This window comes from Paenibacillus beijingensis (assembly GCF_000961095.1).
In the GTDB taxonomy this organism is placed as follows: domain Bacteria; phylum Bacillota; class Bacilli; order Paenibacillales; family Paenibacillaceae; genus Paenibacillus_O; species Paenibacillus_O beijingensis.
The window spans coordinates 678429-702500 of the sequence record NZ_CP011058.1 but is presented as its reverse complement, the minus strand read 5'-3'; the positions used below and the strand labels follow the sequence as shown (position 1 = coordinate 702500).

21 protein-coding genes, 16 tRNA genes and 1 rRNA gene (1 of these 38 cut by a window edge) are annotated in these 24072 nt (G+C 52.1%); 33 read left to right on the top strand and 5 right to left on the bottom strand.

Annotated elements, in window-relative coordinates:
- From VN24_RS03355 to VN24_RS03275, 17 genes are all read left to right on the top strand, one after another.
- Positions 1-1792, top strand: a 23S ribosomal RNA gene (locus VN24_RS03355) (it extends 1141 nt beyond the left edge of the window).
- A gap of 111 nt (positions 1793-1903) precedes the next feature.
- Positions 1904-1979: transfer RNA gene (locus VN24_RS03350), tRNA-Asn, on the top strand.
- A gap of 3 nt (positions 1980-1982) precedes the next feature.
- A tRNA-Ser gene (locus VN24_RS03345) sits at positions 1983-2073 on the top strand.
- A gap of 9 nt (positions 2074-2082) precedes the next feature.
- Positions 2083-2157: transfer RNA gene (locus VN24_RS03340), tRNA-Glu, on the top strand.
- A 73-nt stretch (positions 2158-2230) separates the two neighbouring features.
- A tRNA-Val gene (locus VN24_RS03335) sits at positions 2231-2306 on the top strand.
- A 9-nt stretch (positions 2307-2315) separates the two neighbouring features.
- Positions 2316-2392: transfer RNA gene (locus VN24_RS03330), tRNA-Met, on the top strand.
- 35 nt (positions 2393-2427) lie between these two features.
- A tRNA-Asp gene (locus VN24_RS03325) sits at positions 2428-2504 on the top strand.
- A 15-nt stretch (positions 2505-2519) separates the two neighbouring features.
- Positions 2520-2595: transfer RNA gene (locus VN24_RS03320), tRNA-Phe, on the top strand.
- Between the two features lie 13 nt (positions 2596-2608).
- Positions 2609-2684, top strand: a tRNA-Thr gene (locus VN24_RS03315).
- Between the two features lie 5 nt (positions 2685-2689).
- Positions 2690-2775, top strand: a tRNA-Tyr gene (locus tag VN24_RS03310).
- Between the two features lie 8 nt (positions 2776-2783).
- A tRNA-Trp gene (locus VN24_RS03305) sits at positions 2784-2857 on the top strand.
- 16 nt (positions 2858-2873) lie between these two features.
- A tRNA-His gene (locus VN24_RS03300) sits at positions 2874-2949 on the top strand.
- A gap of 13 nt (positions 2950-2962) precedes the next feature.
- Positions 2963-3037: transfer RNA gene (locus VN24_RS03295), tRNA-Gln, on the top strand.
- 7 nt (positions 3038-3044) lie between these two features.
- Positions 3045-3119, top strand: a tRNA-Gly gene (locus VN24_RS03290).
- Between the two features lie 9 nt (positions 3120-3128).
- Positions 3129-3202: transfer RNA gene (locus VN24_RS03285), tRNA-Cys, on the top strand.
- 14 nt (positions 3203-3216) lie between these two features.
- Positions 3217-3293, top strand: a tRNA-Arg gene (locus VN24_RS03280).
- Positions 3294-3300: 7 nt separating this feature from the next.
- Positions 3301-3382 (top strand) — tRNA-Leu (locus tag VN24_RS03275).
- Between the two features lie 293 nt (positions 3383-3675).
- On the opposite strand, the gene VN24_RS03270 is transcribed toward VN24_RS03275, so the two are convergent.
- From VN24_RS03270 to VN24_RS03260, 3 genes are read right to left on the bottom strand one after another with little or no spacing between them, the layout of a single operon-like run.
- Entirely contained in the window at positions 3676-4509 is an 834-nt protein-coding gene (locus tag VN24_RS03270) for an ABC transporter ATP-binding protein (protein WP_045669265.1), read from the bottom strand.
- Positions 4510-4529: 20 nt separating this feature from the next.
- Positions 4530-5576, bottom strand: coding sequence for a FecCD family ABC transporter permease (locus VN24_RS03265; RefSeq protein WP_045669264.1), 1047 nt, complete (start codon positions 5574-5576; stop codon positions 4530-4532).
- Positions 5577-5578: 2 nt separating this feature from the next.
- A complete protein-coding gene (locus tag VN24_RS03260; RefSeq protein WP_045669263.1) occupies positions 5579-6559 on the bottom strand; it encodes a FecCD family ABC transporter permease in 981 nt (326 codons plus the stop codon).
- A gap of 221 nt (positions 6560-6780) precedes the next feature.
- On the opposite strand from VN24_RS03260, the gene VN24_RS03255 reads away from it, so the two are divergent.
- Complete coding sequence (locus tag VN24_RS03255; RefSeq protein ID WP_420798596.1) at positions 6781-7806, top strand: ABC transporter substrate-binding protein; 1026 nt, start codon at positions 6781-6783, stop codon at positions 7804-7806.
- 180 nt (positions 7807-7986) lie between these two features.
- On the opposite strand, the gene VN24_RS03250 is transcribed toward VN24_RS03255, so the two are convergent.
- Positions 7987-8931 carry an alpha/beta hydrolase gene (locus tag VN24_RS03250; protein WP_045669262.1) on the bottom strand — a complete coding sequence of 315 codons (945 nt, stop codon included), beginning with the start codon at positions 8929-8931 and terminating at the stop codon, positions 7987-7989.
- Between the two features lie 405 nt (positions 8932-9336).
- Here VN24_RS03250 and VN24_RS03245 point away from each other — a divergent pair, with 405 nt between their 5' ends.
- The 3 genes from VN24_RS03245 to VN24_RS03235 are packed head-to-tail and all read left to right on the top strand — an operon-like array spanning position 9337 to position 11257.
- The gene (locus tag VN24_RS03245) at positions 9337-9915 is read left to right on the top strand and encodes a hypothetical protein (RefSeq protein WP_045669261.1); all 579 of its coding nucleotides are present in this window, start codon (positions 9337-9339) and stop codon (positions 9913-9915) included.
- Between the two features lie 21 nt (positions 9916-9936).
- Positions 9937-10662 carry an MBL fold metallo-hydrolase gene (locus VN24_RS03240; protein ID WP_045669260.1) on the top strand — a complete coding sequence of 242 codons (726 nt, stop codon included), beginning with the start codon at positions 9937-9939 and terminating at the stop codon, positions 10660-10662.
- A 13-nt stretch (positions 10663-10675) separates the two neighbouring features.
- A complete protein-coding gene (locus VN24_RS03235; protein WP_045669259.1) occupies positions 10676-11257 on the top strand; it encodes a TetR/AcrR family transcriptional regulator in 582 nt (193 codons plus the stop codon).
- 232 nt (positions 11258-11489) lie between these two features.
- Here the strand turns inward: VN24_RS03235 and VN24_RS03230 are convergent, their stop codons facing one another.
- Positions 11490-12083, bottom strand: coding sequence for a YdeI/OmpD-associated family protein (locus VN24_RS03230; protein ID WP_045669258.1), 594 nt, complete (start codon positions 12081-12083; stop codon positions 11490-11492).
- A 544-nt stretch (positions 12084-12627) separates the two neighbouring features.
- Here VN24_RS03230 and VN24_RS03225 point away from each other — a divergent pair.
- The 12 genes from VN24_RS03225 to VN24_RS03170 all read left to right on the top strand — a co-directional run bounded on the left by VN24_RS03225 (position 12628) and on the right by VN24_RS03170 (position 24069).
- Positions 12628-13638, top strand: a complete 1011-nt coding sequence (locus VN24_RS03225) for a LacI family DNA-binding transcriptional regulator (protein WP_045669257.1) — start codon at positions 12628-12630, stop codon at positions 13636-13638.
- A gap of 103 nt (positions 13639-13741) precedes the next feature.
- Positions 13742-15016, top strand: a complete 1275-nt coding sequence (locus VN24_RS03220; protein ID WP_045669256.1) for a sugar ABC transporter substrate-binding protein — start codon at positions 13742-13744, stop codon at positions 15014-15016.
- A 76-nt stretch (positions 15017-15092) separates the two neighbouring features.
- On the top strand, positions 15093-16436 hold the full coding sequence (locus VN24_RS03215; protein ID WP_082083595.1) for a carbohydrate ABC transporter permease: 1344 nt from the start codon (positions 15093-15095) through the stop codon (positions 16434-16436).
- Positions 16436-17272, top strand: coding sequence for a sugar ABC transporter permease (locus tag VN24_RS03210; protein WP_420798595.1), 837 nt, complete (start codon positions 16436-16438; stop codon positions 17270-17272). The genes VN24_RS03215 and VN24_RS03210 overlap by 1 nt, the downstream gene beginning before the upstream one ends.
- 39 nt (positions 17273-17311) lie before the next feature.
- The gene (locus VN24_RS03205; protein WP_238590815.1) at positions 17312-18253 is read left to right on the top strand and encodes a nucleoside hydrolase; all 942 of its coding nucleotides are present in this window, start codon (positions 17312-17314) and stop codon (positions 18251-18253) included.
- 13 nt (positions 18254-18266) lie between these two features.
- Positions 18267-19196 (top strand): nucleoside hydrolase, encoded by a 930-nt coding sequence (locus VN24_RS03200; protein WP_045669255.1) that lies wholly within the window; start codon positions 18267-18269, stop codon positions 19194-19196.
- A 745-nt stretch (positions 19197-19941) separates the two neighbouring features.
- A complete protein-coding gene (locus VN24_RS03195) occupies positions 19942-20241 on the top strand; it encodes a LiaF transmembrane domain-containing protein (RefSeq protein ID WP_045669254.1) in 300 nt (99 codons plus the stop codon).
- 57 nt (positions 20242-20298) lie between these two features.
- A complete protein-coding gene (locus tag VN24_RS03190; RefSeq protein ID WP_045669253.1) occupies positions 20299-20985 on the top strand; it encodes a PspA/IM30 family protein in 687 nt (228 codons plus the stop codon).
- Positions 20986-20994: 9 nt separating this feature from the next.
- Positions 20995-21486, top strand: coding sequence for a PspC domain-containing protein (locus VN24_RS03185; protein WP_045669252.1), 492 nt, complete (start codon positions 20995-20997; stop codon positions 21484-21486).
- Positions 21487-21488: 2 nt separating this feature from the next.
- Entirely contained in the window at positions 21489-22175 is a 687-nt protein-coding gene (locus tag VN24_RS03180; protein ID WP_045669251.1) for a PspA/IM30 family protein, read from the top strand.
- Between the two features lie 213 nt (positions 22176-22388).
- Complete coding sequence (locus tag VN24_RS03175; protein WP_238590814.1) at positions 22389-23426, top strand: sensor histidine kinase; 1038 nt, start codon at positions 22389-22391, stop codon at positions 23424-23426.
- On the top strand, positions 23389-24069 hold the full coding sequence (locus VN24_RS03170) for a response regulator (RefSeq protein WP_045669250.1): 681 nt from the start codon (positions 23389-23391) through the stop codon (positions 24067-24069). Before VN24_RS03175 ends, VN24_RS03170 begins: the two co-directional genes overlap by 38 nt.
- Positions 24070-24072 lie beyond the last annotated feature (3 nt).

Sequence of the window (24072 nt, the reverse complement as noted above, 5' to 3'; positions counted from 1 at the left end):
GTAATAGCTCACTGGTCGAGTGACTCTGCGCCGAAAATGTAACGGGGCTAAACACACCACCGAAGCTATGGCATGTACCATTTGGTACTTGGGTAGGGGAGCGTTGAATGCGGGTTGAAGTCAGACCGGAAGGACTGGTGGACTGCATTCAAGTGAGAATGCCGGTATGAGTAACGAAAAGATGGGTGAGAATCCCATCCGCCGAAAGCCTAAGGGTTCCTGAGGAAGGCTCGTCCTCTCAGGGTAAGTCGGGACCTAAGGCGAGGCCGAAAGGCGTAGTCGAAGGACAACAGGTTGATATTCCTGTACCACCGTAATCCGCTATGAGCGATGGGGTGACGCAGAAGGGTAGTGACGCGAGCTGATGGAATAGCTCGTCCAAGCAGTGAGGCTGGTTGATAGGTAAAATCCGTCAACCGTTAAAGCTGGGCTGTGATGGGGAGGGAAAATTACAGTACCGAAGGTCATGTGCTCCGGCTGCCGAGAAAAGCCTCTAGCCAGGAGAAGGTGCCCGTACCGCAAACCGACACAGGTAGGCGAGCAGAGCATGCTAAGGCGCGCGGAGTAACTCTCGTTAAGGAACTCGGCAAAATGACCCCGTAACTTCGGGAGAAGGGGTGCCTCGGTAGGGTGAATAGCCCGAGGGGGCCGCAGTGAAAAGGCCCAAGCGACTGTTTAGCAAAAACACAGGTCTGTGCGAAGCCGTAAGGCGAAGTATACGGGCTGACGCCTGCCCGGTGCTGGAAGGTTAAGGGGAGCGGTTAGGAGCAATCCGAAGCTGTGAACCGAAGCCCCAGTAAACGGCGGCCGTAACTATAACGGTCCTAAGGTAGCGAAATTCCTTGTCAGGTAAATTCTGACCCGCACGAATGGCGTAACGACTTGGGCGCTGTCTCAACGAGAGATCCGGTGAAATTTTAATACCTGTGAAGATGCAGGTTACCCGCGACAAGACGGAAAGACCCCATGGAGCTTTACTGCAGCTTGATATTGGACTTGGGTACGATCTGTACAGGATAGGTGGGAGCCTAAGAAGCCGGAGCGCCAGCTTCGGTGGAGGCGCCGTTGGGATACCACCCTGATCGTACTTGAGTTCTAACCCGCTACCGTGAAACCGGTAGGGGGACCGTGTCAGGCGGGCAGTTTGACTGGGGCGGTCGCCTCCTAAAATGTAACGGAGGCGCCCCAAGGTTCCCTCAGAATGGTTGGAAATCATTCGCAGAGTGCAAAGGCATAAGGGAGCTTGACTGCGAGACCTACAAGTCGAGCAGGGACGAAAGTCGGGCTTAGTGATCCGGTGGTACCGAATGGAAGGGCCATCGCTCAACGGATAAAAGCTACCCTGGGGATAACAGGCTTATCTCCCCCAAGAGTCCACATCGACGGGGAGGTTTGGCACCTCGATGTCGGCTCATCGCATCCTGGGGCTGAAGTAGGTCCCAAGGGTTGGGCTGTTCGCCCATTAAAGCGGTACGCGAGCTGGGTTCAGAACGTCGTGAGACAGTTCGGTCCCTATCTGTCGTGGGCGTAGGAAATTTGAGAGGAGCTGTCCTTAGTACGAGAGGACCGGGATGGACGTACCGCTGGTGTACCAGTTGTTCCGCCAGGAGCACCGCTGGGTAGCCAAGTACGGACGGGATAAGCGCTGAAAGCATCTAAGCGTGAAGCCCCCCTCAAGATGAGATTTCCCAGTATGTAAGACCCCTGGAAGACGACCAGGTTGATAGGTTCGAGGTGGAAGCGCGGCAACGTGTGCAGCTGACGAATACTAATCGGTCGAGGGCTTATCCTAATGGGTTTTCCGAGTGAGGAAAACCGCAAGGCATATGATTCAGCTAAGGAAACACAAGCAATCTTTCGCATCTAGTTTTCAAGGTGTAAACCTTGAATTTCATACTGATGTTCCCTGATAGCTCAGTTGGTAGAGCACTCGACTGTTAATCGAGTTGTCACAGGTTCGAGTCCTGTTCGGGGAGCCATATGGAGAGCTGTCCGAGTGGTCGAAGGAGCACGATTGGAAATCGTGTATACGTTAACCGCGTATCGAGGGTTCGAATCCCTCGCTCTCCGCCATCTAATTGCGGCCCGTTGGTCAAGGGGTTAAGACACCTCCCTTTCACGGAGGTAACAGGGGTTCGAATCCCCTACGGGTCACCATTTATACTAAATGTTACAAAAGGCTTGAAAAAGGATAGGCATTTAAGGTATAGTATAAAAGTCGTTTCAATACGGACGCTTAGCTCAGCTGGGAGAGCATCTGCCTTACAAGCAGAGGGTCGGCGGTTCGATCCCGTCAGCGTCCACCATGATGTTATCGCGGGGTGGAGCAGTCCGGTAGCTCGTCGGGCTCATAACCCGAAGGCCGCAGGTTCAAATCCTGCCCCCGCAACCAACTTTACCTTTCGAGATCACCGGGAACAATAATGTGGAGCTGTGGTGTAGAGGCCTAACATGCCTGCCTGTCACGCAGGAGACCGCGGGTTCGAATCCCGTCAGCTCCGCCACCTATGAAATTATAGGGCTCGGTAGCTCAGTTGGTAGAGCAGAGGACTGAAAATCCTCGTGTCGGCGGTTCGATTCCGTCCCGAGCCACCATTTACATGCACATGCCGTTGTAGCTCAATTGGTAGAGCAACTGACTTGTAATCAGTAGGTTGGGGGTTCAAGTCCTCTCGACGGCACCACCCTTGGAGGATTAGCGAAGTGGCCAAACGCAGCAGACTGTAAATCTGTTCTCTGACGAGTTCGGTGGTTCGAATCCATCATCCTCCACCAGTTATTATAGGGGCATAGTTTAAAGGTAGAACAGCGGTCTCCAAAACCGTTAGTGTGGGTTCAATTCCTGCTGCCCCTGCCAATCAAACTTTAATATGGCGGTCGTGGCGAAGTGGTTAACGCATCGGATTGTGGCTCCGAGATTCGGGGGTTCGATTCCCCTCGATCGCCCCATATTTAACCCTGTTGGGGATTAGCCAAGCGGTAAGGCAACGGACTTTGACTCCGTCATTCCTAGGTTCGATCCCTAGATCCCCAGCCATTTATATGCGGAAGTGGCTCAGCGGTAGAGCATCGCCTTGCCAAGGCGAGGGTCGCGGGTTCGATTCCCGTCTTCCGCTCCATCTTAATACGGCGCCATAGCCAAGTGGTAAGGCAGAGCTCTGCAAAAGCTTTACCCCCAGTTCGAGTCTGGGTGGCGCCTCCATATCAACTTCATATGTGCCCTTAGCTCAGCTGGATAGAGCGTTTGACTACGAATCAAAAGGTCAGGAGTTCGAATCTCTTAGGGCACGCCACTCAATTGCCGGTGTGGCGGAATGGCAGACGCGCGCGACTCAAAATCGTGAGGGAAACCGTGGAGGTTCGAGTCCTCTCACCGGCACCATTTTTTATAACGATGGAAAATGATAAACGCTGATTGAACATTTGTTCAATCAGCGTTTTTGCGTTCTAGTGAACTATGAAATTTATTCGCTTATGATCAAGCTTCCGCTTCCAAGCTGCTGGGCGCTGTCACTCCGAATGTCATCTCCGATATGGTGTGAACTTTCGGCTGCTTAAGCATAAAATCCCGGCAATATGGAGAGGCTCCTATATTGCCGGGACTTAAGAACATCTTTCTTCATAAACGTTGTACAGCTTTGTAGTCTGGGCTTGCACCCTTGCCACTTACCCCTTTTAGCGGGATATTCCCGCCGCCGATTGATGCGCGGCCCGAGCGGCGCGCAGCCGGCTTTTATCGTGCGGAATACAAAGCGGAGTTCCGTACAGCGGATCGGCGATAATTTCGCATTTGAGCTGGAAGACGGCCTCAATGAGCTCGGTAGTCACAACCTCATCCGGCCGGCCTTGAGCTTGAATTTTGCCTTGCCGTATCGCAACAATGTGATCTGCATACCGGCAGGCAAGGTTTAGATCGTGGAGAACCATGACGATCGTGCGCCGCTCGCGGTCGTTCATTTCGTAGAGTAGATCAAGCACTTCAATCTGATGCGTCAAATCCAAGTAGGTGGTCGGCTCATCCAGCAAAATGACCGGCGTCTGCTGCGCCAGCGTCATCGCAATCCAAGCGCGCTGCCGCTGGCCGCCGGATAGCGAATCGACGGCACGCTCCGCCAGATCGCTGAGCCCTGTCGCCTCCAGCGCCGAGCTGACAGCTTCTTCATCTTCAGCGGACCATTGCTTTAACCAGCTCTGATACGGATATCTCCCCTGCTTAACTAACTGCAGCACCGTCAGCCCTTCCGGCGCCGTCGGGCCTTGAGGGAGAATGGCCAGCTTGCGGGCCACTTCTTTTGTTGACATGCTTGCGATATCGCCGCCGCTTAGTACGACCGATCCGTGCTGAGGTTTCATCAGCCTCGCCATAGAGCGCAGCAGCGTCGATTTGCCGCAGCCGTTGCTTCCGATAAACACGGTTATTTTTCCTTCCGGTATCGTCAGGTTCAAGTCTTTGAAAATAAAGGTGTCTCCGTAGGACAAGCCTAACCCTCGTGCCTCCAGCGTACTCATGATCGCGTCAGCCTCCTGATCTAGAATCGGTTTCGGTTCCGGTACAGCAAATACATGAAAAATGGAGCACCGATAGCCGCGGTAAATACGCCGGCCGGCACATCTCGGGGCAAAAAAGCGGTTCGTGCCGTCAAATCCGCCAGCAACAAAATAAGCGCGCCGATCAGAGCGCTTACCGGCAGCAGGCTGCCAAAGGACGAACCTACAAGCCTGCGCGCCATATGCGGCGCCATTAGCCCGATAAAGCTGATCGCCCCGCCGATTGCAACGGCTGCGCCGGCTAGGGCCACGCTGAGCGAAAGCAGCAGCAGCCGATGCTTCTGCACGGGGGAACCGGCGCTGCTTGCGACATCGTCGCCAAGCGCCTGAATGTTGACGTTGCGGGTATGCAGCCACGTAATAAGGAGCAGCACGGCCGTCCAAGGGAGCAGCGTCAGCACATCTTTGTCCCATGATGAACCGTAAATGCTTCCGGTCATAAAGGTGAGCGATCGGTCGGCCAGCTGCAGCGGTCCGGAAATAATGAACATATACGAAACGGACTTTACAGCCGCCGAAACGCCGATTCCGATCAGAACGAGCCGCAATGGGGATATCCCCCGTTTCCAGGCGAGCACGTACAGCAATGCCGTGACGGCGAATGCCCCGCAGATGGCGGCCAGCGGAAGCCAAAATACGGATATGGTATCCGTGAACAGAAAAATAAACAACACGGCGCCGAACGAGGCGCCTTCCGTAATTCCCGTCACATCGGGCGAAGCGAGCGGGTTTCGAATGATGCTCTGTACAATGGCGCCGGCTGCAGCGAGCGATGCGCCGACAAGGACCGCAATGACGATCCGCGGCAGGCGCAGCTTTTCCACGATCACCTGCTGCAGCGGATCAGCTTTCCCGAACAGCGCTTTAAGCACGGCAAGAGGGGAAATATATTGACTGCCGATACCGGTACTGACGATCATAACGGCGATACAAAGCAGCAATAATAAGACCGTCGTCCAGACAGCTCTTTGCTCCACTAAAAAGGAAAATTGATACCGTTTAGATCGAATGTTTCTATATTTGCCCATATTTAAGTTCGTCTGCCTTTCCTGGCGATGTATACGAAGAACGGTACGCCGATAATCGCGGTCATCACACCGACAGGCACTTCCTTCGGCATTGCGATGTAGCGGGAGCCTAAATCGGCCGTAACGAGCAGTATCCCGCCAAGTACCGCGCTGAACGGCAAAATCCAGCGGTAATCGTTACCGACCGCATAGCGCACTACATGGGGGATAATGATGCCGACAAAAGCGATCGGGCCTGCCACCGCGACCGAACTTCCAGCGAGCAGAATGACCGCCGCAGCCGCCAAAATTTTAATATGGGCGGTGCGCTGGCCGAGTCCCTGCGCAATATCCTCGCCCATAGCCAGTACATTCAAATGCCTTGAAAGCAGCAGCGCAAGTAGCATTCCTGTACCCAAATACGGCCATGCGAAACTAAGCTGGTTCATGTCGCGTCCTGCGACCGATCCGACCAGCCATACAAGCACTTGGTCGAACATTTTGCCGTCGGAGAGCATCAATCCTTGGGTCAACGAGTAAAAAAAAGCGGCCATTGAGGCTCCAGCCAGCGTAATTTTAACCGGTGACATGCCGTCTCTTCCGATACTGCCAAGCAGAAAAACAATGGCCCCGCTGACCGCTGCACCGATCATTGCCGCCCATGTCAATGAATGCAGCCCGGACACGCCAAGCCATCCCGCTGCCAAAATAACAAAAAAAGCGGCGCCGGAGTTAACGCCAAGCGTGCTCGGAGAAGCGATCGGATTGCGGGTCATGACCTGCATCACCGCACCGGCAACGGCCAGAGCGGCGCCTGCGGAGGCAGCGATGAGCGCGCGCGGCACCCGGGTTGTACGAATAATCAAATGCTCATTACTCGCATTCGGATGAGTGAACGAATCCCAAACGACCCGGAGCGGAATATCCGTTACGCCGAAAGCGATGCTGCATAGGATGGCGGCGGCCAGCGCGAACAGCGAAACGACGAGCCCCGCAATTTTCATCAATACCACATTCTTTCAATATTTTATCTTTATAGAAAACGAATCGTTTAGACATACGTAGTTTGAATTTTAGAGGAAGTAAGATCGGCTGTCAACGAATTTGATAATCATTCTCAATTTTAAAGTTGACAAAACAGAAAGATCAATTTATAGTTTTTTATTGTAATTGATTATCATTATCATATAAACGAAATCCAACTCATTTTCAGGGGGAAGAACAGATGATGGCAAAATGGGTAACGACAAAACGCAGCCGTGCGGCTTTGCTGATTATAATGACTATAATCGCGGCACTTGCTCTAGCGGGATGCGGAAGCAAAGCAGGTTCCAATAATGCGGAGCAGACGAATTCCAAGCCGGCAGAAGACGCGGCAGCTGCCACAAACAATGACGGACAGGCTCGCGTTGTAAAGCATGCTATGGGGGAGACGGAAATCAAAGGAACGCCGCAGAGAGTAGTGGTGCTGACGAATGAAGGAACCGAAGCTGTCTTGGCGCTCGGTGTGAAACCGGCAGGCGCGGTTAAATCATGGACAGGCGACCCTTGGTACGATCATATTAAACAAGATATGGAAGGCGTTACCGTTGTCGGCGAAGAAAGCCAGCCGAACCTGGAGCTGATCGCCGGCTTGAAGCCGGACCTTATCATCGGCAACAAAATGCGTCAGGAAAAAGTATACGAGCAGCTGAAAGCGATCGCTCCGACCGTTATGTCCGAAGATTTGCGCGGTAATTGGAAGAACAACTTTAAACTGTATGCGGAAGCGCTCGGCAAATCGGCCGAAGGCGGGGAGCTGCTGGCGGCGTTCGACAAACGGATTGAAGATTTCAAGACGAAAGCCGGCGACAAAGTGAAAGAGACAGTCTCCGTCGTTCGTTTCATGGCCGGCAAAACGCGTGTTTATCACACGAATACATTCTCGGGAATTATTTTTGGTCAAATCGGTCTTGCCCGTACGGAGATGACCAAGAACGCCAAAGATACGTTTGTCGATGAAATTACGAAGGAACGGCTGCCGGAAGCGGATGCCGACCGCCTGTTCTATTTCACGTACGATACGGGCGATGGCAAAGGGAGCGAGACCGAACAGGAATGGACGGGCGATGCGCTGTGGAAAAACCTGGGGGCCGTCAAAGAAGGTCATGTCTACAAAGTGGATGATGCGATTTGGAACACTGCGGGCGGTATTAAAGCGGCAACCCTGCTGCTTGACCAGCTGTATGAGATTTACGGGGTAACGTCATAATCTGACCCGCTTACCGCAGGGCTGCCTCTTAAGGCATATTTGCAACCTAAGCCAAGCCAGCCTTCTACAGCTCTAATACAACAAACGAAACCGGTCAAGGGCTAACCTTGGCCGGTTCGCTTGTTGTTACGGTATATTACCTGCTTCTTTCTTCACTCATGCTTGACCGTTTGCCGATGATTATGAATGACGCAGCCACGAGATCGCAAGCGCCAACGCACCGCGTGCCGCCGCTGTGTGAGCCAGATCGTTCAACATTACGAAGTCGTGAATGATTCCCTGGAAGCGTGCTGCCGTTACCCGTACTCCTGCTTCACGGAGGTTATTCGCATAGGCTTCGCCCTCATCGCGAAGCACGTCGGCTTCTGCCGTAATGACAAGCGCTTGCGGCAGGTCGCGCAGCTGATCTGTCGTTGCGCGCAGAGGAGAGGCGGTAACTTCCGCGCGTTGCTTCGGATCGGTTGTGTACTGATCCCAAAACCACATCATTGCGTCGCGGCGAAGGAAATAGCCTTCCGCGAACAGGCGGTACGACTCCGTATCAAAAGAGGCATCCGTTACGGGATAGAACAGCAGCTGCTTTTGAATTTGTGGGCCTTTGCGCTCTTTGGCCATTAACGTAACGGCTGCCGTCATATTGCCCCCGACGCTGTCGCCCGCCATCGTCAGGCGCTCTGCATTCAATCCGTATTCGCGCCCATGCTCCGCAACCCATTCAAGTACGGCATAAACTTCCTCGATGGCCGTAGGATATTTTGCTTCCGGAGACAGGCTGTAATTAGGGAATACAACAGCGGACTGAGCACCTTCCGCCAATTCGCGAACGAGCCGGTCATGCGTATGGGCGTTGCCGAACACCCAGCCCGCTCCGTGGGTATAAATGATCACCGGTAATACCGCAGGCGCGTTCTTCGGGCGAATAATCTTCACGGATACCCGGCCGCTTGGACCGCCTTCGACGATTCGGTCTTCCACGTCGACAGCGGGCTTCTCGATTTCGCCGGATTGCGCTTCATCGACCGCTGCACGGCCTTTCTCGGGGCCGAGATCAAATAAATACGGCGGATTGGCTGTAGCCTCTACAAATTTTTGAGCTTCTGGTTCGAGCTTTACGAAATCGGACATCGTCAAACGCTCCTTTTCAGATTGGATGAAGGTATCTTTTCCGGAGAATCATGACATGCATTCCATGACATGCATTCCATGACATGCATTCCATGACATCGCTTATCATCCGGTGCAAACCTGTTCAATTGTAACCGGATATTTAGAATGTCAAACCATGCTGGAGAAAATTTTAAAAAAATTAATTGTAAACAGTGTTTAGCTTTGATCCAAAATTTGATCCTAAATTTGATGAACACAAAAAGTCGTTGACAAACTAATAACATTAGTTATAATAAAACTAAGATTATTAGTTAAGCAATTGGGAGGAATACAGCATGAACTTTATCATTTTTGTTTTACTGTTTGTCGTCGTATGCGGATGGCTGGATGCTTCTATTAAACCGGGAAAGGAAGTGCGTTAACATGTTTGCAGGACATTTCGGACTTGCGGCCGCAGTCAAAGCGAAAGCTCCTAAAGTACCGCTTTGGGCCATCATGACGAGTACGCAGCTGCTCGACATTGCATTTGTTCCACTTTTTATCAAAGGAATCGAACCGATTGAAACGATCGCGGGAGGAGGATATGGCAATGCGATCATCCATGCCGATTATACTCATTCCTTGGTCGGGGCGCTGCTGATCGCAGTTCTTGCCGGACTTGCCGCAAGCTTGGCCTGGGGCAAGCAAGGTGCTTGGGTGATCTCCTCCGTTGTGTTCAGCCATTGGATTCTCGATTTGCTCGTTCATCGCGCCGATCTGCCCATTTTTCCCGGAAATGCTTTTGATTTGCCGTTACTCGGGCTGGGAATGTGGAAATGGCCGTTTGCAAGCGTCATTGCCGAATTGTTGATCCTTGTTATCGGATTTGTCATGTATGCCCGTTCCTTGCAGCGGAGAAGCGGCAATATCGGAAATAAAACGAAGGTCTGGATCGCGAGCGGCGTTATGGCGCTGTTGCTAATCCTTTCGCTGGTAACCGATTTTTTCGGTACAGGTGTATAATAATTAAGGGAGGCCGCTGCCATGAAAATAACGAAACATTTGACAGTATCGCAGCTCGCATTTTTGCCCAATGTATTCCCGGTAAATTGTTATTTCGTCGAAGAAGTTGAAGGATTAACATTGATAGATGCAGCTCTGCCTTCAAGCGCGAGCTCCATCATTGATGCGGCGCAGAAGATCGGGAAGCCGATTACGCGCATCGTTCTGACCCATGCCCATGACGATCATGTCGGATCGCTTGATCGGTTGAAGCAGGAGCTTCCCGCAGTCAAAGTTTATATTTCGTTCCGGGACTCCATTCTGCTTGCTGGTGAACGCACTTTACAACCTGGTGAACCGCAGACGCCTATCCGCGGAGGTGTGCCGACGAAAGTAAAAACAAAGCCCGATGTCTTGCTCCGGGACGGTGAGCAGATCGGCTCGCTGCTTGCCCTGTCCGTACCCGGACATACGCCGGGCTCGATGGCTTTCTTCGATACGCGCAACGGGGCGTTAATTGCCGGAGACGCTTTTCAAACGCGCGGAGGCGTGGCCGTTACCGGCCAGCTGAAGCCGCTGTTTCCTTTCCCCGCGATGGCGACTTGGAACAAAGAGCTGGCACTGGAAAGCGCCCGCAAATTAAGAGAGCTGAGTCCCTCGCTGCTGGCGACAGGACACGGCAGGATGATCGAGTCTCCGGCCGCCATCATAGATCAAGCCATTCAAAATGCCGAAAAAAATTTGCAAAAGAAGAAGCAAGTCGTTTAAAGGAGATGACATCATGGCAAGAGCCGGATTAGACCTGTTGACCGTGTTGATGGCTGCTGCCGAATTGGCCGACACGAAAGGAGTCGAAGAGTTAAGTCTCGCAACGTTGGCTCAAAAGCTGGGCATTCGTTCCCCTTCTTTGTACAATCACGTGGAAGGATTGCCCGGTTTGCGTAATAAGCTTGTTACTTACGGATTGAGCCAAATGAGAGACTCGATGACTCGGGCCGCGATCGGAAAATCCGGGGATGATGCGGTAAAAGCAATTGCAGAGGCTTATATTGAGTTTGTACGCAGGCATCCCGGTTTATACGAGGTTACCCATCGATTTCTTGAATCGAACGACGAAAATCATCGGCGTGCAGCTGGAGAAGTCGTTGAAATAATTATTCGTGTGCTGGATGCTTATGATTTGGATAAGGATACAGCGATTCATATTATAAGGGGCCTCCGAAGCTTGCTGCACGGCTTCGCGTCGATCGAACAACAGGGAGGATTTAATATGCCGCTTGATCTGAACGAAAGCTTTCGCGTTCTTATCGACACATTTCTGGCAGGCATTCGTTCGATTAACGGACAAAAAAGCATGAGATGAACAAAGCCGCAACAACGATGATGAAACCCGCTATTTCAACCGGCTGCCGGGTGCGGCAGCCGGAAGGGAGGCCCGCTTCCGAGGGAATACTAATGATGTTAGTTTTTTGGGACAGAACGAATCCGCAAACGTTGACCGTTACGGCGACGGCGATACGGAGAAGTTCGCTTATATCCGTGCGCTTGCCCAGCAAACCGGCGGGGATTTACCATTGCTCTGCTCATCGAATATACTAATCATTTAATCCCTTACCACCCAAAATTTGCTGTATGCATTTTTCAACCCTTGACTCTCGAGTTTTGGATTGTTTGGGTTCAGAAAAATAAAGAATGTATGCTCTTTGCCGTCCCGGCGTCAATGCTTCAAAAGCAGTTTTCAAGGTAGGTATTTCATTGAGTTTATTTTGAAATTCTTCAGGAATTATGAATTCTGTAGTCTTTTTAAAACTCACTTCCAAACCGGCTTTTTCAACTTCAATGGCTTCATGAATATAGGCTTTCAAGATGGTTTCCATCTCAACTATTTCTCGAACATCGGTGAACCGAATCTGGCGCGCCGCCTGTACATTCTCCGTTTGTTGGATTAGGATACCATGGGCATCTTTTAACAAGGCGCCTTTGTGAAACAGAAGCGCACAGTATTCTTTAAACCCATGTATTAAGACTATGTTTTTATTCTGAAACGTGTAACAAGGATGCATCCACTTAAATTCTTCGGTCAGCTCACAGTCAAGAACGATATTTCTCAACTTCTCATATTCTTCCTTCCACTTTCTAGCCTTACTTAAAAACTCATCAACTTTAGGATTCATACTACTATTTGTCATCAAGGAACACTCCCCTTCAATATTTCGAACAGCTGATAGTCAAGAATGATCATTCTCAATTACTCCAATATTTTCTGTCACTTATTCGACAATGTGTTTTCATACTCCTTGCTAGAGGGTGTCCGCTGAAGGGGCGTATCATACAGTAATCAGCTCCAAACTATATGATCAACCTAATTATAGAACAAATGTTCGTAAACTGCAAATATCAACAGTTGAGTTTAACATAGCCTTATAAAAAAAAATGATGTCAACTATATTGACATCGAAACATCGCGATAGTATGATCAGAACAGTTAATTAAGAACCGTTGAGACGTTGAGGAAGCGGCAGGCAGGCACATTTTTTTTCACTGGTTGGGAAAAGGTTTTCCTAATATTAGTAAACGGAACAACATCGGATATACACGTAACGATTTCACTCCTGGCTTTTCCATAACGATTCATTTGCGGCTTATACGTATCGACTCACACACATTGGGTAATTATAGCAGTTTTTCGATGGCGGAAAAGGTTTTCCTAATGATGGAAGAGGAAGTGTGGGAATGGATATTACGATAAAAGATGTGGCTTTGAAGGCAAATGTATCGATCGCCACCGTTTCGCGCGTACTTAACCAAAGCAAGCCGGTCAGCAAGGCCGTGCGGGAACGAGTGCTGGAAGTCGTGGAGGAGCTTGGTTTTAATCCAAACCCTGTCGCACGCACGCTCATTATGAAGGAAAGCAGACTGATCGGCGTTCTCATTCCCGGTATCGAAAATATGTTTATTTCGATTTTTGTGCAAGCGATTGAAGAGGAGCTGTTCAAGCATAATTATACGACGCTGCTCTGCAATACGAACCGCGATCTGGATGTGGAGCTTCATTATTTAAAACTGTTGAAAGAAAAGTATGTGGATGGCGTCGTGCTGTTGACTTCGGCTCCCAAACCGAAGCAAATCCAATTTTTCGAGAATCATGCCGTTCCGGTTGTTTTTGCCAGCCATACCGATCAAGAGGGCCGGTTCTCATGCATCAATATTGATGATTACCAGGCTACGTACGATGCAACCCGGTATCTGATTCAACTGGGACATCGAAAAATCGCTTTTTTCGGCGGGCCCAGGGTGTACGTTCAGATTGTAAGGCGGCTGGCAGGATATAAGCAGGCGCTGGCCGATTACGGAATTGAGTATGATGAGAAGCTGATTTATGAACAGGATTACGATATTGAGTCCGGCTATGAGAGCGGGATGAAGCTGTTCAGGCAGGAGGACAGGCCTACGGCCATCTGCTGCGTAAGCGACATGGTCGCAATTGGAGCCATTCGGGCGGCGGATGACAGCGGACTGCGGGTGCCGGAAGACATTTCGGTGATGGGATTCGACGATATACCGATTGCGAAAGCATACCGCCCCGGCATTACGACGGTCCGCCAGCCGGTCTATGAACTCGGGGTTCAGGCGGCGCAAATGCTGCTTAAGCAAATCCGGGAAAAAGAAGATTACGTTCCGGAAGTAAAACTTCTTCCGCATGAAATTATCGTAAGGGGGAGTTGCATGACCGTCAAAGGCTGAATTTCTGTGTATCGACAGCCGCTCATACAGCCAGAATGCAGCACCAATACGATTTTGCAATCCATATTCAATCCATATTATCGAACAAAGGGGTAAAGAATCGATGAAAAAGAAACTGGGTCTGCTCGCACTTTCCGCTGTCATGACGTTCACTCTGGCCGCTTGCGGCGGCAAAACGAACTCCGCGAATACAGGCAATGAAGCAACCAATGGAACCGGCCAGCAAAACGAAGCGGCGGCAAACGAGGAGCTGAAGCCGGAACCGGGAGCGGAACTGAAGTTATGGACGATCAAGGACGACTTTACCGAAAATGCGGCAAAAGAATTTGAACAGAAGTACAACATCAAAGTCACGACGGAAGACGTTACTTTCTGGGACAGCCCGGCACGTTTGGCGACGGACGGCCCGGCCGGCATGGGCGCCGACGTGTTCGGGATGACGAACGATTTTCTTGGAGGAGCCGTGGGCTCCGGCCTTGTACTGCCGAACGACTACTTTGAAGAAGAAACAAAGAGCATTACCCGCAAGGATGCTATCGATGCGTCGACATTTGAAGGCGTTCTGTACGGTTATCCACGCTCCGTCTATACGTACGCGTTATATGTCAACAAAGATCTCGTAAAGGACGTCAAACTGGATACATGGGACGATATTATTACTTTCGCGAAGAAATTCAATGACGAAAAGAACAACAAATACGCTTACATGTTTGACACGGGTTCCTTCTTCCTCTTCAGCTATCTGGCAGGTTACGGCGGTTACGTATTCGGCAACAACGAAACCGATCCGAAAGATATCGGCATTAATAATGAAGGCGCGGTAAAAGGAATGCAATTCATTCAGTCGCTGAAAGAAATTTTGCCGCTTAAATTTTCCGATATGAACGTGGACATCAAGACGGGGCTGTTTGAATCGGGCAAGCTTGCCATCAATATGGACGGCAGCTGGAATATGGCGAAATTCAGCAAGCTTCCGTTTAACGTAACCGTCATTCCGATGCCTCCTATGCCGGGAGACAAAGCTCCGGTCACACTCGCCGGAACGACCTCGTACTATGTAAGCGCGTATTCGAAATACCCGAACGCGGCGAAGCTGTTCGCAAACTTCCTTACGTCGAAGGAAAATCAGGCGAAAGCGGTTGAGGTTACCGGCGAATTCCCGGCTGCCGAAGGAGTCGACAACCGTACGGATGAGATTCCGCAGGGCTTCCAAAAACAGCTGGCAAACAGCCGCATGTGGTCCAATCTTCCTGAAATGAAATATTTCGGTCAATACCTGGATCCGGCATTCACCGCGGTTTGGGAAGGCGCCGATGTCAAGACGACGCTCGACAAAGCGGCGGCCGGCATGAAGTCGAGCATTGAAAATCAGAAGTAACAACAAGACGAATCATCAATAAACAGGCGATCACCCAAGCGGGTGATCGCATTTCATTGAAAAGGAGTGGAGAGTGATGCAGCAGCTCGCAATGGAGAGAAGCGGATCGCCCGATTCGAAACGTTACAGCCGGACAGCCGCCCTGCTGTCGGTGCTGGCGATGGGACTGGGCCAACTGTACAACCGGCAATATATGAAAGGGCTACTGATGCTCGCCTTTTACGGCTTCGGGATCTATACGGCCGTTACCCGGTTGCCTCATGCGCTTTGGGGCATCGTGACGCTGGGGGAAACAGAAACGAAGCTGAGAAAGGTCGGCAAATTGTACAAGCAGGTGATGGGGGACCATTCCATCTTTTTGCTTATCGAAGGCCTGATTACCGTCTTTATTATGATCGTGTTCGTCTGGCTGTACGTCATCGCCGTTAAAGACGCCTACCATACCGGCAAGCTGCGGGAAGAAGGCGGGACGCCGAATACGTTCCGCCAGACGTTGAGCTTCGTCGCTTCGTACCGCTTCCCGCATATCGTGCTGACGATTCCGATGATCGGCGTCTTTTTCTTTACGGTTATGCCGATCGTCTTTATGATTTTGGTTGCCTTTACGAACTTCACCCGGGAGAACATGCCACCGGCGCATTTGATCGATTGGCACGGCTTCGAGACGTTCCGGGATATTTTCCGTATTAAAGCGTGGAGCCACACCTTCTACAGCGTCACCTTGTGGACGTTCGTTTGGGCCGTACTGGCGACGCTGACCGGTTATTTCGGCGGATTTGCCGTTGCGCTGCTCGTGCAGCAGAAAGGAATCCGGTTCAAATCGTTTTGGCGGACGCTGTTCATTTTGCCGTTTGCGATCCCGATGTTTGTGTCGACGCTCATCCTGCGCAACATCTTCAACGGGCAGTTCGGGCCGGTCAACCAATATTTGAGCCTGCTCGGCTTCGATAAGATGCCGTGGCTGACCGATCCGATGTGGGCGAAATTTACGCTCGTGCTGGCGAACTTCTGGTTAACCTTCCCGGTTTCGATGCTGATGATTATCGGGATCTTGACGACGATCCCGAAAGATATGTACGAAGCGGCGGACATCGACGGCGCAAGCGCCTTCCAAAAAATTGCCCTGATCACATTCCCGTCGGTCATGCATGCGATGGCTCCGCTCGTCATTATGCAGTTTGTCGGCAACATCAACAACTTCAACATTGTTTACCTGCTGACCAACGGCAAACCGGTTAACGGGGATTTCCAATTCGCGGGAGACACGGACATTCTGATTACGTGGCTGTTCAAGCTGTCGATGGAGCAGGGGCAATACAACTTCGCTTCGGTTATCGGAATCTTTATCTTTATCGTGCTGTCCGTCTTCGCGATCTGGAACGTGCGCCGTACGAAAGCGTTCAAAGAGGAGGATGCTTAATGATGACCCGCAAAGCCAAAACGACGCTGTGGCTGTCGTTCAGTTACGTGCTGCTCGCGATTATCGGAGTGTTCTGCGTTTACCCTGCGCTGTGGGTGACGATGTCCTCGCTGCGCGTCGGCGACGCGCTCTACAGCGATACGATCATTCCGTCCGCCTTGACGCTGGAGCACTACACGAATCTGTTCGACAAATATCTGTTCGCCGGGTGGTACGTCAATACGCTGAAAATTTCGGTTGCCAGCATGATCATCGGCACGGTTCTGACGCTGCTGACCGGATACGCCTTCTCGATGTTCCGCTTTGCAGGCCGCAAAAATCTGATGAGCCTGCTGCTCGTGCTCGGTCTCTTTCCCGGCTTTATGAGCATGATCGCCATCTATATTTTGCTCAACCAAATGAACCTGCTCAATACGCATTTGGCGATCATTATCGTGTATGCCGCCGGGGCGCCGCTGTTTTTCCTGTTCTCGAAGAGCTACTTCGACACGATTCCGAAAAGCCTGGTCGAGGCGGCGCGCATTGACGGAGCGGGGCATCTGACCATTTTCTTCCGGATCATTATGCCGCTGTCGACGCCGCTGATCGTGTTCACGTCGCTTATGACGTTTACCGGCGCGTTCACCGACTTTATTTTCGCCAAGCTCGTGCTGCGCACGCCGGAGAAGAAGACGCTCGCCGTCGGGCTGTTCGATATGATCACCGACCCGTTCTCGACCGAGTTCACCACCTTTGCCGCCGGCTGCGTGCTCGTCGCGGTACCGATCACCGTTTTGTTCATCCTGATGCAGCGTTTCCTCGTGGACGGATTGACGGCCGGGGCCGAAAAGGGATAAGATTCGATTTAATGGTGTAGTTGGAAGGGATGTGGAAAGTTGGAAGCCATCCGGATGATTCTTGATGTCGATACCGGAATTGATGATTCACTTGCGATTCTGCTTGCTTTAAAAACGGAACATGTCGTCGTCGAAGGAATTACGACCGTGTTCGGCAATACGAGTGTGGAGCAGGCCACCCGCAACACGCTGCAGGTGATCGGGCTCGCAGATGCGCCGTACGAGGTTCCGGTCGCGAAGGGGGCCGCCGGCCCGCTCTTTGGCGAATGGGGCGGTCCGGTTGTCCATATTCACGGCGACAACGGCATCGGCAATTGCGAGCTGCCGTGGCCGGAGCAGGAGCCGCTCGATGAGAAGGCCGCCGACTTTATTGTACGCAAGGTCAATGAGAACCCGGACGCGCTGACGCTCGTTTTTGTCGGACCGCTGACGAATTTGGCCATCGCGCTTGCGAAAGACCCGTCGATCGCTTCCAAAGTGAAGCGTCTTGTGCTGATGGGGGGAGCGGTGAAGGTTCCCGGGAACGTCACTCCGGTCGTGGAAGCGAACATACACAGCGATCCGGAGGCGGCCCACCGCGTGTTCGAATCCGGCATGCCGATTACGATGGTCGGGCTCGATGTAACGATGAAAACGATCATCGGCAAGTCGCATTTGGACCGGCTCGCAGCTGGCACGGCATCCGCACGCAGGCCGCAATTTATTGGGGGAATCCTGTCTTATTACTTTGAAGCTTATTTGAAGCAGGACGGCTTTTACGGATCTCCCCTTCATGATCCGCTGGCGGTTGCGGTTGCGGTCGATCCTTCTCTTGTGCAGACGGAGGAGGTTTATATACGCATCGAGACGAAGGGAGAATTGTCCTACGGGGCAACGATCGCCGATTTCAGAAGGCCTCCCGAGCGGACGAACGCTTCCCTCTGTACGGAAGTCGACAGTGAGCGGTTTGTGGAATACTTTATGAACGTATTGAGCAGTTAGCGGAGGACACCTGATGAAACCGATTATTTTGGATGTAGATACCGGAATCGACGACGCTCTTGCCATTTCCTATGCGGTCCGCTCTCCGGAGCTGCAAATCCTGGGTGTGACCACATGCTTCGGAAACGTAACGGTTGCGGAAGCAACCCGCAATACGCTGGTGGTCCTTGACTATCATGACAGCGACGTGCCCGTCATCGCCGGTGCGGACAAGCCTTTGTTCCGCCATCGCGAGAAAGAAAAAGAAACGTTCATTCACGGCGAAGACGGACTCGGCAATGCGCTTGCGAGAGAGCCGAAGCGGGAAGCGGCGGCTGGCTATGCGCCGCATTTCATGATCGAACAAGCCAGAAAGAATCCGGGCAAGGTGACGATCATAACGGTGGGCGCGATGACCAATCTTGCGCTCGCCATTATGCAGGATCCCGAGATCGTTCACTTGGTCGAAAATGTTATTGTGATGGGCGGAGCCGTCAAACGGTGGGGGAATGTGACGCCGGTAGCGGAAGCGAACATCTACGCGGACCCGGAAGCGGCCGAATATGTATTCCGCTCCGGCATCCCGATTACGCTCGTCGGGCTTGACGTCACGATGCAGACGCTGCTGCCGTACGAGAAGCTGCAGCTGTGGCGGAATAAAGATACCGAGCTCGGCCATTTTTTCGCGGATATGACCGAGTATTATATTAAGGCGTACAGCCAGCTGTATCCGGGCGTCGGCGGCTGCGGCCTGCACGATCCGCTCGCGGTCGGCGTTGCGATTGACCCGAGCTTTGTCAAGACGGTCCCGATGCACGTGCAGGTTGACCTGCACGGCATTCACTCGCTGGCCCGAACCGTTGCCGACCTGCGCGATAAACCGGCGAACCCGCCGAATATGGACGTATGCATGGAAGTGGACGCGGACCGCTTCCTGGAACACTTTTTAAGCAGAGTTGTGTAACGGTCTCGAAAGATTGTTATGAGGCACTTATAGAGTCTGCCCAGCAACTGAATACTACCTGTAAGAGGCTGTTTCATAAGTGTTCACATGAATGAGCCAGTCCAAAATAGGACACAAGAGGACCTCCAGTTCCGCTGGCAAAGCGGAGTTGGAGGTCCTTTCCTCGCTAAACCTGCGATTGTGCAGGTATTATCGCTCGAAATCGCATGTATGGAGGAAAAACCTGCGCTGGTACAGGAATTCCCGGCTTTTATCGCCTGAACGAGAGATTGGATCGGAAATAAATGTATATTTGCAGGAATTTTCACGCAGCCGAAAACTAAAGAGAAAAAAGATGTATGAACGCAGGATTTTCAAAAATACCCTCTTCGTGCAGAGCGATGAGATAAACCTTTATCGAGGTCTTTCGAAGATGTGCGACCGCGTTTAAATGTAGGTTTATTCGCCAATAGGAAAGTTCATTTCGACTTCATGCTTTATCGAAATTAAACTTTCCTATGTGGTAAAAACGAACGAACCGGCCAAGATTAGTCCCTTGATCGGTTCGTTTACGCTTTGCCCCTTGTTTCGTTGCCGCGGATGCCGCTGCAAACGCCGTCCGCCTCCGGCGGGGCATCGTCCCCGACCTGAGTCCAGTTTGCAAAACCGCCGCAAGTCCGTTTTGAAGAAAGGCTAAAACACCTACAATAAGTACATAAGCAAGCGATACTTAACCAAGATGCAAGAAAGGCGGTGACTATCATTTATGAATCGTAATACAGGATTTGGCGCATTGTTAATTGTCGTAGGTGCATTGATCGCGATGAAATTTCTCGGTCTGGGGCATCTTTTCGGCTGGATCTTCGGTCTGCTCTTCCCTGTTATCCTGATCGGGCTTGGCGTTGTCGGCTGGAGAAACGGCAGCAAAGTAATCGGGACCGTGCTGGCGGTAATCGGTGCCCTCATGCTGCTTGCCAAACTGTCGGGACTGATTATGCTTCTGCTCGCAGTCGGATTGATCGTATGGGGTGTTTCCAAAATTAAAGGACAACGCCGTACTTACTAAAATAGATTGGAACTGCAGCGAGATACGGCACCATTTGAACCAAGGGAGGGTACGCAAGTGAGCATTATGCGGCGTGTGCGCGACATTACGGTCGCCACATTAAATGAACGATTGGAGAAAGCGGAAGATCCCGTACGGCTGATCGACCAGTTTCTATGGTCAACCCGGGAAGAAATTATACAAGCGGAGCGGATTTACGCGCAGTACTCCGCACACAGCAACAATTTGAAAATGCAGTGGCTGCAGGCGGAGCAGCAGAAGGAGAAACGCGAGCAGCAAGCGCTGACGGCGCTTAAGGCAGGCGAGGAGCAGCTCGCGAGAATCGCTCTCCATGAGAAAGCGAGCGCGGAGGAGCGCTCTATCCAGTACCGTGACCTGTATGAGCAAAGCCGGGCAAGCATCTCCGAGCTGGAAGACAACTTGCGCGAGCTGCGCATGGAGTACCAGCAAGTATACGATAAGCGCGAGTATTATGCGGCCCGGATGGAATCGCTGCGGCTTCAGCAGCGGATGAACGCCCGGTATGCCGGCGGCATGAATGGCACAGGCGCCTCGGGTTTGCAGCCCGAAGGCATGTTCCGGAGACTGGAAGAGCGGATCAGCGATTTGGAGCTGGAAAGCAAAAGTTTGCGGGATTTGCGGCGGATGGGGCAGCAATTGTTCAATGAGGCCGGCTCTCAAATCTCTTCCGTTGTGGAGCGCGAGCTTGAGGCATTGAAGAGAAAGCTTGAAAAAGGAGGCTGACGTTAAGCCATGAGGCAATTGTATCGTTCCAGACGAAATAAAAAACTGTTCGGGCTCTGCGGCGGTCTGGCGGAGATGCTGAATGTCGATGCCAATTTGCTCCGGATATTATTCATCGTGGTGGCGGTGTTCACCAGCGGCGCGATCATTTTGATCTACATTCTGGCCGCGCTTGTCATCCCGAAAGAACCGTATTATCCGCCCCACGGATACGGTCCGAACGGATTTCCTCCCGGCTTCGGGGGAGGCTACGGCAACTATAACGACCGCTATGATGCGGGACGCGATCCATATCGCAATGAAGGTACTTCCGGCGGCTACGGCTCATATAAAGGCGGACCATACGCCAATCCGCCGCAGCCGGGCAGCGAGCAGTGGAAACCGAAACAAGAAGCTTCCGATCTCGACGCGATGATGGACGATCTGGAGAAAAAAGCGCTGCGCAAAGAAATCGAAGAACTGAAAAGCAAACTTGCCAAGTACGAGAAGGGAGAGTTTTAATGATGGGAATTTTCAAACGGATGAAGGATATGACGAAAGCGTCGGTGCATGAGCTGCTTGATAAAGTGGAAGATCCGGTCGTAATGCTGAACCAATATTTGCGCGACATGGAGGCCGAAATTCATCAGGCCGAGGTAACGGTAGCGAAGCAAATGGCGAACGAGCGCCGCATGAAACAGCGTTACGATGAGGCTGCCCGCAGCGTTATCGACCGTGAGAGCAAAGCGGAGACAGCGCTCCGTGCCGGACAAGAGGATCTTGCCCGCAAGCTGCTGGAGGAGAAGCTGTATTTCGACCAGAAGACGGCAGAATTCAGCGACCTGTACTCGCAGGCGAAAATCCAGGCGGAGGAGCTGAAGCAGCAGCTGCACGGAATGAAAGACGAGTTCTATCAGCTGCGCAACAAGCGCAATGAGCTGGCTGCCCGCGCGCAAATGGCCAAAGCGCAAAAGCAAATGGCCCAGGCGACGTCCACACACCGTATCGACAGCGGCGGCGCCGCTCGCGGATTTTCCCGCATGGAAGAAAAAATTATACAGATGGAAGCGGAAGCCGATGTGCTCCGTTCCCCGTACGGGTTCACAAACAGCACCGCTTACAAACCGGTTGATGCCGAAAAACAGCTGAAAGTCGAAGAGCAGCTGCAAGCTTTGAAAAATAAATTGAACCCGTCCGCATCTTCCGAATAATAGTGACATAAGCAAGCTCCGGAACGTGCCGATATTCAGGGTCCTGTCCGGAGCTTCTTTCAGCCTGTTTACTTCTAGGGCTTCCATTAGCTGGAACCTCAATTGTATAATAAGAGTAACGATGCTTACGAATAGGTTTTGCTTCCAGCAAAACCTAAGTGGATGCTTACGAAGTTGGTTTTGCCTCCGGCAAAACCTGAAGGAGAATGCAAAGTGGCCAAAAAGAAACCTGTGGGCAAATACCCGGAAGCGGGCCGTCGAAATGTGATGGAAACCATTCTATGGCTGCTCGTTATACTAGGCCTGCTATTTATCGTACTTCACGGGCTCGGCTCGGTCGAATTGTTTGCGATTCAGGGAAAAGCGGCCGTGATCGGCCTGGGGGTTATCGCCGTTGCGCTGGCCGGGACGGCGCTGAGCAGCTACCTGCAGACATCGAGGCTGAAGGAGGCGCTTCAGCGACTCAATCAGCAGCAGCGCAGACGAAATCATATTACCCTCCCATCGGACGAACAGACGGATTTTTCATCGGATGAAGAAACGGAGGCGGATAAAGAATGGACGGAGAAAGTTAAATTTTCAGCCGTTATTGAAGAACGCCAGCGGCTGGCAAGAGAGCTGCACGATGCGGTAAGCCAGCAGCTGTTTGCTATCTCGATGACGGCGACCGCCGTCAGCCGCACGATTGAGAAGGATTGGGAACGGGCGCGGAGGCAAGTGCAGCTGATCGAGGAAATGGCCGCCGTCGCCCAATCGGAGATGAGAGCGCTGCTGCTTCATTTGCGGCCCGTCCATTTGGACGGCAAAAATTTGGCCCAGGCGCTGACTGCGCTCGTAGATGAGCTGAAAGTTAAAGTGCCGGTTCAGATTGCCATTGACGTCGATACGTCGATCAACCTCAATCCGCAAACCGAAGACCATCTGTTCCGGATCGCGCAAGAGGCGATGTCCAATACGCTGCGCCATGCCAAAGCCGATCAGATGGACATTAGGCTGCTGCGGTACGGCAACCAGGCCAGACTGACGCTGCGCGACAATGGTGTTGGCTTCGATTTGGAAGAGAAGAAGCAGGCTTCCTACGGTTTGCTGACGATGGATGAACGGATCAATGAGCTGGGCGGAGCGCTTGAAATCTATACCGCCCCGGGCGAAGGGACGACGATCGACCTGTGGGTGCCGATCGGGGAAGAAGGAAAGGGGAGCGGGTTGGAAGATGGAACAGGAATTGATGAATACCGGACTTACGGCTGAGCCGATCAAAGTGCTGCTTGTCGACGATCATGAGATGGTAAGGATCGGACTTGCGGCGGTACTTGATACGGAGGCGGGAATCGAGGTCGTTGGGGAAGCAAGCAACGGACAGGACGGAATCCGGCTCGCCCAGGCGTATAAACCGGACGTCGTGCTGATGGATCTCGTCATGGAAGGAATGGACGGCGTAGAAACGACGGGCAAGCTGCTTGAGCAGTGCCCCGACTGCAAAGTTGTCGTGTTGACGAGCTACTTGGATGACAGCAAGCTGTACCCGGTAATTGAAGCCGGAGCGTTCAGCTATTTGCTGAAAACATCGCGCGCGACGGAAATTGCCGATGCGATCCGCGCGGCTTCAAGGGGCCAGTCGGTGCTGGAATCCCAGGTTGCGGCGAAAATGATGAATCGCTTCCGCGGGCCCCGTTCCGCTTCCCAAAAACAGCTTCATGAAGAATTGACGGAGCGGGAGATGGATGTGCTGAAGCTCGTTGCGAAGGGGTTGTCCAATCAGGAAATCGCCGATCAGCTGTTTATCGGGATAAAAACGGTCAAGTTTCATGTAACGAACATATTAAACAAACTGTGCGTGGAGGACCGGACCCAGGCCGCCATTTATGCGCACAAGCACCAAATTGCGGAATAATCC